Raw genomic sequence first — 8,015 nt, 5'->3', positions numbered from 1 at the left:
AGTCCGCGGGTGCATGCCCAGTTGAACAAGGAAGGAGAATCAGTCGGTCGGCGCCGGATCGAGCGTTTGATGCGCGAGAATGGGGTGAAAGCCGTCTCGGCGACCCTGTATCGGCGCTCTCCCGGCACCGGACGCTTCTATTCACAGATCGAGAATCGAATCCACGACTGCGCGGTGGAACGAACCGACCAGATCTGGGTCGGCGACGTGACCTACCTGAAGGTGGCCGGCCAGTGGCGCTATCTGGCGACGATCATGGACCGCTGCTCGCGACGCCTGCTTGGCTGGTCACTGGGGCCGGAGAAGAGTGCTGAGCTGACCACGCGGGCATTGAAATCGGCGCGACGGTTCCTTCGCTTTAGTGGACACCCTGAACTGACTATCAGGAGTCCCCATCAAGGCCAGACCAGGTCCCCGAACCACCTATCGGTACAGTCGCGAGTTCAAGGCAAGGGCGGTTCGCCTGAGCCAGATTCGGGGCGTCGCCGTGGGCGAGGTGGCTGAGTCGCACCGTTCTGCTGGCGCGCGGTATTTTAAGTGCTGTGGAGAGCGACTAGTAGAGGAATAGCGTCTGAATTTGGCGGGCGTTGCTGGATGTCCGTTTCGAACGCGTTGTCGTTGTCCGATCTCTCCGAAATGCTTGCGCACCCTGGGGGTTGGCCTGTTGCACCCCCGTCCCGGGACGCGATCTCGTCGAGCAGGGGTGGCTTGGTCATGCTGCCTGCGTCCAGGGGAGACGTCTTTCGTGTCAGTAGGAAAACGTCGCGGTGTCACGTAGGATCGCGCCGGGGAGTTGGTTGTCCCAATTCGCCTCGCCAATCCGCCTCAATCCATTTGCGGTGTAACGGTCAGGCCCCGGCAGATGATCCTCGCAGCATGCTCATGGAAGCACGGCATTGAGTCGCATCGTTCTTGTCACCCATTCCTACGACAACTTCCGCGAACGCAACGCCCTGCTGAAAAGCCTCTCGCGGTTCTGGATCGCGGCGGGTCATGAGATCGTTGTGGTCGCGGGACTTGGCGATTGGCCCGATGCCGACCTCGCAATCCTCCATGTCGACCTTTCGCTGATACCAAAGGCCTATCTTGAAGCGGCCAGGCGATACCCCCTGCTGGTGAACGGGATGGCGACAGACATTCGCAAGCGCAAGGTCAGCCGCAACCTGCTCAGTCCGGATGACGCGTGGACAGGGCCGGTGATCATCAAGACTGACCTCAACTACGGTGGCATTCCGGAGTGGAACGCGCTGCAGAAAGGCAAGAATGGCGGTACCGCGGCCGACTTGCCGCAAGCTCCGGTCGTTTGCACCGACCAACCGTATCCGGTTCTTACTTCCATCGGCGACGTACCGCCGGATGTCTGGGCCAATCCCGGGCTGGTGGTCGAGCGGTTTCTCCCGGAACAGGACGCGCAGGGATTCTGGACTCGGGCCTGGGTGTTCTGCGGTGATCGCGAGCGTTGCACCCGATACCTGAGCAAGACACCTGTCGTGAAGACTTCCGGAATCCTGGCCCGCGAATCGGTGCCGGTTCCCGAAACGTTGCGCGCCGAACGCGAGCGACTCGGATTCGACTATGGAAAATTCGACTTCGTCGTTCGCGACGGGCAGGCGATTCTGCTCGACGCGAATAGAACGCCTTCGGCTCCCCCCTCCAATCCCGATATCGAGGCGTCCAACGCAAATCTCGCACTCGGTCTTGAAGCATTCCTGAGGAAACGTTTGTGAGCAATCCACAAACTCCGGTTGCGCCACGTGACCATTTCTCGCGCATCGCCGCCAAATGGTCGCATTTCGGCCCACCCCTGCGTCCCTCGCCGGACGACACCGCGATCGTCCGGCGCTTCGCCGCGGATCTCGAAGCCCGGGCAAGAGTGGCCGTACTCGGACTGACTCCCGAAATCCTCGGTTGTGACTGGCCGGTCGAGGTTGAGCTGTCGGCGGTGGACCACAGTCCGCGGATGATCGAAGCGTTGTGGCCCCCGGAAAAGGGTCCGGCCAATGCCCGCGTGGTCATGGCCGACTGGTGCGACATGCCGTTTTCGCCCGCAAGCCTGGATTTCGTCGCCGGTGATGGCTGTTATGTGCTGCAGTCCTTCCCGCAGGGATACGAATCCTTGACCCGTGAGGTCACACGGGTGCTGCGGCCTGGCGGCCGGTTCCTCATTCGCGTATTCCTGCGCCCGGATCGCCCAGAGTCGGTCGAAGATGTTGCAGACGCGCTCGCCGGTGGACAAATCGGCAGCGTACATGCGCTCAAGCTGCGCCTGCTTGCCGCCGTGCATGGCGCCAGCGGGCCGGGTTCGCGGCTCGACGACGTCTGGCGAGCCTGGAGAACGATGCCTGCCGTGTCGGCTGCGCAAGCAGGTGGGCCCGGCTGGACTGCCGAAGAGATCGTTGGTATCGATTCCTATGGCGGCATGAGTGCGCGATATTTCCTGCCGACGCTGAGCGAATTCAGGCAGGTTCTCGGCGCGTTCCTCGGCGAGGTGGCGTGTTTGTGCGGTACCCACGAGCTGGCTGATCGATGCCCGACCCTGGTCTGGAAGCGCAGCTAGCGGCAGTGTCCGGGCGCCGGTGAATATCGTGAATGAATGTGACCCTGGGACCCATGGACAGCCACGTCGACCCCGGAATCCCCGCTTCGCCCCGGCCTATGCATCCCTCATTGCCGCCTGAGGCGCGCGCTCCGATGTTCGCCTCCGAAACGGGCCGGGTCGCCGCCTTGTCGAGCAGCCATTGCCTGTTCCGGAGTCGCGACGGTACGGCGCACATCATGACTGGCCAGGTCCTGCAGGCGCTTGGATTGTGCAGCGAATTCCGTTCGCTGGATGAGCACGTGGCGCGCATCGAATTGGCGGTGTCGAGCCTGCAAGGCCAACGTGATGCGATCCGGCGCACACTGGAGGATCTCGTTCGGCGCGGATTGCTGCTGCGGGATGAAGATTACATCGCCCGCCTGCTCAATGCTCCGGTCCGCACGCAGGCTCCGTTCTATGGCGTGCTGATCCGAGCTTGCGACCGCCCGGATCGGCTGGCCCAGCTACTGGGATCTCTGGCCGACTACGAACGGAAGTTCGGCGCCGGTCGTCGTTACGTGCTGCTCGATGACTCTGCACAGCCGGCCAATGTCGCACGTCACCGCGAGCAGTTGCGGAAATTTGCGCGTTCGACGGGTTGCGAAGTCCGTCATGTGGGCCAGGTCGAGGCGACCCGGCTGGCCGAAGCATTCACGCAAGCCGTGCCGCAGGCGAAGCACGCCGTCGCCCCCCTTCTTTTGCGCCAGGCACAGGCGGAAAGCCACCGCTTCGGTGGCGGTCGCAGCCGCAATATCGCTTTGGCTCTGTCGGCCGGCGCGCGCCTGATCCTCCTCGATGATGATCTGATCCTGCCGCTGCGCCGTGCCGAAACTTCCCGGGACGGACTCGACCCCGATCCGAACGCGTCGGCACAGCCGCATTTCCATTCCAGCATGGCCCAGGCCCTCGAGAGTGGTCTCGTGATCGACGAGGATCCCTTCGAGATGCATCTGCATGTCTGCGGGCAATTCCTCGGCGCCCGTGCCCGCGGTCGGTATGCACTGAGTCGCGACTCGCTGCATGGCCTCAGTCTCGACCAGCTGCAGCCCTACGCAGCGGAATCGCACATCGTCACGACCCACCATGGTAGTTACGGAAGCTCGCGCAGCGAATCGACCCTTTGGCTATACGGCATCGCCGACCCGGTTGCGCGGGCACAGTTCTGGTGTGACCAGACCAGTTACCTGCGAAATCTCGGCGCGCACCATCTCTTCTACGGAGTAGGGCAGGCCCAGGCACGCGCCTTTTCCGGCTTCACGCCGTTTGCGCTCGACAACAGCCGGATGTTGCCCTGCACGAATCCCATCGGTCGTGCCGAGGACAGTCTGGGAAACGCATTGATCCACTATTGCCAGCCGGAGTCCGTTTCCCTCGAACTGCCTGTCGCCATCGGCCATGTCCAGGAGGGCCTGCGCGAGAGATTCGAGAACACCACGGCGGCCAGGGCGCCGCGCGTCAACGACTTTCTTCGCGAATTCGTCCGCCGCCAGTTCGCTTCCTCGCGCGCTGAGGAGCCCGGGCAACGCCTGCGGTTTCTCTCGCATGAGTTGCGCGATCTCGCCCATGCGCGTCCTGGTGACCGGCTTGAATCGCTACGTGAGTTTCGCAGCTACGTTCACGCCGGCATCGTCGAACGACTGCAGCATCAGCTGGAAACGGCAAAGGGGGCGCCTGCCTACTGGCAGGACGACGTGCGCGCAATCGTGAATGTCCAGACCCGGGAGCTGCTTGATGCCGGAGTCGTTCCTCGTCTGGCGGAGTGGCCCGGGGACATCGATGCCGCGGGTTGTGCACGGGCACTCGCCAAGGAGCTCTCCAGCCTGGCCGATGCCTGCGAGCACTGGCCCGCACTCTGGCGGTTCGCAGCCACCGAGGGCGACAAATTGCTGGCCGCTGTCGGTGCGCCGGTCGTCCAACCATGATGCACTCCCATCCAGGGCCCTACGATTCTGGATGTCCCGGCCCGCCTCACCCCCGGTCTGCCTTCTCGCGGTCTGCCCGGGCGTTTGTACTGCCGGGTCTGCTTGCGGTGGGCGTCAGTGCGTTCTACTTGTACAAATGGCAGAGCGCGCAGGTTCAATTCGTCCCTGACCATTCATTCAAGCGGACAGGTTGCGCTACTATCGAGCCTCGCTCGTCAGCAGCCGTTTCACCCAGGCATCAGGCCGAGACACTTCTGCGGTACAGGTGACCGATATGACCACCCGTGAGACGGACAATGCTCTCAAGCCATCAGGCCGGAAATCGGCCAAGCGCACGGCGGCAAAAGGCAAGGCTGCTACGACTCTGCCGGAATCCATGGTGACCGGAAAGGCGAGCACCGCCAAGGCTGCCGTCGGCGACAAGCCGGTCCTCTCATACATCGCCAGTCTGCCGCAACTGCAGCGCAGCATCGCCGAATACGTCGATGCCCTTGCGGCCAGGGTGCTTCCCGGCCTGCAGCGCTCCGTGAAATGGGGCATGTCGTACTATGGCATCGGCGACGGCTGGTGTTTCTGTTGCGGCGGATTCGCCGATCACGTCAAGTTGATGTTCGTTAACGGTGCAACGCTCCAGCCGGTACCGCCAGTGACGCCAGTGGCGATGGGCAAATCCACGCGGGGCGTGGAGCTTAGATCAGTGGATGATCTCGACGAACGCCAGATTGCGGCATGGATGATTCAAATAACGGCCGTGCCCGGTGTCGGGGGGAAGAAGCGGTAGGCCCGATCATGGATGTGAATCGCGTTGGTTTTGGACGGCGGACCCGCAACAGAATGCAGCGGCTTCGCGCCGCCGTTGACGCTGGGCGTTGGGCTGGACGCCGCAACAGGGTTGCGAATATCGCGGTTGATGCCAATGCCATCCGTAGGCGACGTTGCGATGAAATTTCTCACTGGCATTTCGAAGAGTGAAATGCTCGACTACCTGAAGCTCGAGGAAGACGAGGGTACGGCTGATCTTCTGAAGAGATCGAGCCTCTTGTATGTGGGCTCGGCCGCTACAGACGTCGGCAAGACCCACTACTGGAGTTACCCAACGCCTGACGGCGTTGCCTGGGTGTCCTACTCAAGCGACGGAGGGCTTGGCACCGAAGTCGAGGAGGACGTGCCGCGAGTCATACGAGATTCGACTGCGTCCCGCGAGAAGCACCCCGTCCGGAAAGTGGCCAGGAGTCCATGTCTCCCACCCGATCGGTCCCCCGTCCCGAAAGCAAGGTGGGTTCCGCTGAAGGAAGCGCCGCGGCTCTTCTACTTCCCGATGCATTTTGAAGGTGTCTCGATGAAGCATGCCGCATCGGTTTTTGCAGCAAGGCCGCTGCGCAGTGACGTCGGCATACGATTGTGGGTCCTGCATTTTTGCGTAAAGCTGACGAGCGGGCGATACGCGGTTATTGGGGCGCGGGAGGACAGCCCGGAGCAGATCTCCATCGAGCTGGAGGTCGAGGACTCCAAAAGGGACTACCCGCATGGTTACGTCCATGTCGCGGACCTCAGGGAAATCCTGGCTGCCTTGGGTCGGGAGGTCCAACTTCCCTTGAAAAATTGCCAATATCATTGGCGGGAGTGAGGGCCAGCGTTTCATTCGAGCGGCAGTACGAATCCTTCGATCCAGGCGTCCGGTTCCCGCGTTTTCGGTGTCCAGATCCACGTAGTTCCGACTTTTCCCGGGCTAGAAGACTTGGACCGCGGTGCGATCTCGCGTCCAGCGACGCCAGACTCGGATGCGCGTGGCATCCAGTTGTGCGCAGACTCGATCGGGCCGTTTGTCTTCGCATCAGAAGCTGGGCGCTGCCAATGCCTTTCAGCCAGGACTGTCCGATGGTCGCTGCCCTCTCCATCAGCGAGCAGGAGGAGCCAATTGCGCGCCAGTCGCGGGTTTCGGTCACCAGCATCTGCTGCGCTACCACCGGGTCGATCCGTAGCACGTGGCGTGCCGTAGGCGTGCCGCCAGTATGCCGGGATCAGCGCGGCGTGCCTGTAGGGAAACGTCGATTCGTGACGCAGGGTCCATTGGGAACATGCAGGTCCTGACAGTCCTTGACTCAACACGCTCCGTTTGTTCGACTCGATCTCGCACACAAAACCCTGAGGTACCCCGTATCAAGACCATCTCATTGTTGTATTTGTCGCTCACCGCCTGCAGCGTCCATGCGACGCATGTCGAGAACAGGCCAGCGACTCCTGTCATAGAAACCAGGGATGTCGAGCGTTTCTACGGTGTCTACGATGCAGCGGACGGACACCCGACCTCCGAAGCGTTGCAGCAGGACTATCTCGATCCCGGTTCTGACGGCCTGCACGTGCTCGCGAGGCTCAGACGGGTGAACGGCGAATCAATCGCGAGCGCGATCGCCAAGCGTCCGCAGATCTACACGAATGCACGTGCGTGCGTGAAGGTCTTGCCAGCCGTGCGTGATCGGCTAGCCGATGCGATGCGCGACCTCGGCCAGCGCTATCCCGAGGCGCGGTTTCCGCCGATCACGATCGCGATCGGTCGCGGTAAGCCGGTCGGTGTCGGTGGCCGTGAAACTGGCGTGCAGATAGGCCTGGAGGCGCTATGCGCAACCGACTGGGTCGATCCTGATGTGGAGGACCGGTTCGTGCGGGTCATCGTGCATGAGTATGTGCACGTGCAGCAGGCCGTGGCGTTCTCCGAAGGCGAACATCCGACCGTCCTCGGCGCCTCGCTCGAGGAAGGGGCGGCAGAATTCGTGACCAAGCTGATCACGGGTGCGGCCGCCTACGCCTACATGCCGGCCCTCGTGAAAGGTCACGAGGTCGAAATCGAGTCGGCCTTCGCAGCCGACCTCGACAAATCCGATCTCTCGGACTGGCTCTACAACAGCACGCCCGAACGCCCGGCCGACCTCGGCTACTGGGTGGGCTATCGCATTGTCAAGACTTACTACCGGAACGCCAGCGACAAGAATCAGGCGCTGCGCGACATCTTCGGTATGACCGATCCGAAGGCGTTTCTGAAAGCGAGCGGGTGGCGGCCCGGGATTGAGCCGCCCTGATCCATGGCTTCGCGCCGGATAGCGTTCGCTCGCCAGCCCCCATTGGGAGAGTGATCCGATACAGGGCTTACTCTGAAAGTACTCTGCTCTGAAAGGGACACGCACAATTCCAAGGTGATGGTTTGAAGAAGGCGAGCTGACGATCCGCGCCGCAGAGGCGAAGGGCTTCAGGCGTTGGAGGCGGGTGGGAAGTACGAGGAACGGCGACGTCGAGGCGATATTCCTCGGATTGTAGGTGCTCGTAGGACTTTCCATCGCAAGGATCGACCCCGCATAGCCAGGCCCGCCGGATGCACCGCGAATTGCAGTGATAGAAGCCGGGAGTGTCAGGATCGACGAGCAGGTGGCGTGCCGTAGTCATGCCGCCAGCCTGCCGGGATCAGGCCGTGCTGTCTGTAGGAAAACGTCGATTCGTGACGTAGGATGTTGAGGGCTTTT

8 protein-coding genes are annotated in these 8,015 nt (G+C 62.2%); all 8 read left to right on the top strand.

Going from position 1 to position 8,015, the window contains the following annotated elements; genetic code table 11:
• Positions 1–504: DDE-type integrase/transposase/recombinase (locus tag BM125_RS19300; protein ID WP_139225125.1), on the top strand; the 504-nt coding region annotated here is incomplete at its 5' end.
• A complete protein-coding gene (locus tag BM125_RS21045; protein ID WP_425429647.1) occupies positions 464–568 on the top strand; it encodes a hypothetical protein in 105 nt (34 codons plus the stop codon). The genes BM125_RS19300 and BM125_RS21045, both read left to right, overlap by 41 nt.
• 328 nt (positions 569–896) lie before the next feature.
• On the top strand, positions 897–1,727 hold the full coding sequence (locus BM125_RS19295; protein WP_092411049.1) for a hypothetical protein: 831 nt from the start codon (positions 897–899) through the stop codon (positions 1,725–1,727).
• Positions 1,724–2,557 carry a class I SAM-dependent methyltransferase gene (locus BM125_RS19290; RefSeq protein ID WP_092411047.1) on the top strand — a complete coding sequence of 278 codons (834 nt, stop codon included), beginning with the start codon at positions 1,724–1,726 and terminating at the stop codon, positions 2,555–2,557. Before BM125_RS19295 ends, BM125_RS19290 begins: the two co-directional genes overlap by 4 nt.
• A gap of 134 nt (positions 2,558–2,691) precedes the next feature.
• Complete coding sequence (locus tag BM125_RS19285; protein ID WP_092411045.1) at positions 2,692–4,500, top strand: hypothetical protein; 1,809 nt, start codon at positions 2,692–2,694, stop codon at positions 4,498–4,500.
• Positions 4,501–4,774: 274 nt separating this feature from the next.
• A complete protein-coding gene (locus BM125_RS19280; RefSeq protein WP_092411053.1) occupies positions 4,775–5,281 on the top strand; it encodes a DUF1801 domain-containing protein in 507 nt (168 codons plus the stop codon).
• Positions 5,282–5,440: 159 nt separating this feature from the next.
• Positions 5,441–6,127: a hypothetical protein gene (locus tag BM125_RS19275; RefSeq protein ID WP_092411043.1), complete on the top strand. Its 687-nt coding sequence runs from the start codon at positions 5,441–5,443 to the stop codon at positions 6,125–6,127.
• A gap of 451 nt (positions 6,128–6,578) precedes the next feature.
• Complete coding sequence (locus BM125_RS19270) at positions 6,579–7,577, top strand: DUF2268 domain-containing putative Zn-dependent protease (protein WP_175498208.1); 999 nt, start codon at positions 6,579–6,581, stop codon at positions 7,575–7,577.
• Positions 7,578–8,015 lie beyond the last annotated feature (438 nt).

This window comes from Dokdonella immobilis (genome assembly GCF_900115085.1).
Taxonomy (GTDB): Bacteria; Pseudomonadota; Gammaproteobacteria; order Xanthomonadales; family Rhodanobacteraceae; genus Dokdonella; species Dokdonella immobilis.
Note: the sequence above shows the minus strand (reverse complement) of the source record. Positions and strands in the feature narration are given on the sequence as shown.

Bases quoted from the DNA above. Each gene is read 5' to 3' on its own strand.
- BM125_RS19285 (WP_092411045.1), top strand. From the start codon at position 2,692: ATGTTCGCCTCCGAAACGGGCCGGGTCGCCGCCTTGTCGAGCAGCCAT.
- BM125_RS19270 (WP_175498208.1), top strand. From the start codon at position 6,579: ATGCAGGTCCTGACAGTCCTTGACTCAACACGCTCCGTTTGTTCGACT.
- BM125_RS19280 (WP_092411053.1), top strand. From the start codon at position 4,775: ATGACCACCCGTGAGACGGACAATGCTCTCAAGCCATCAGGCCGGAAA.
- BM125_RS19275 (WP_092411043.1), top strand. From the start codon at position 5,441: ATGAAATTTCTCACTGGCATTTCGAAGAGTGAAATGCTCGACTACCTG.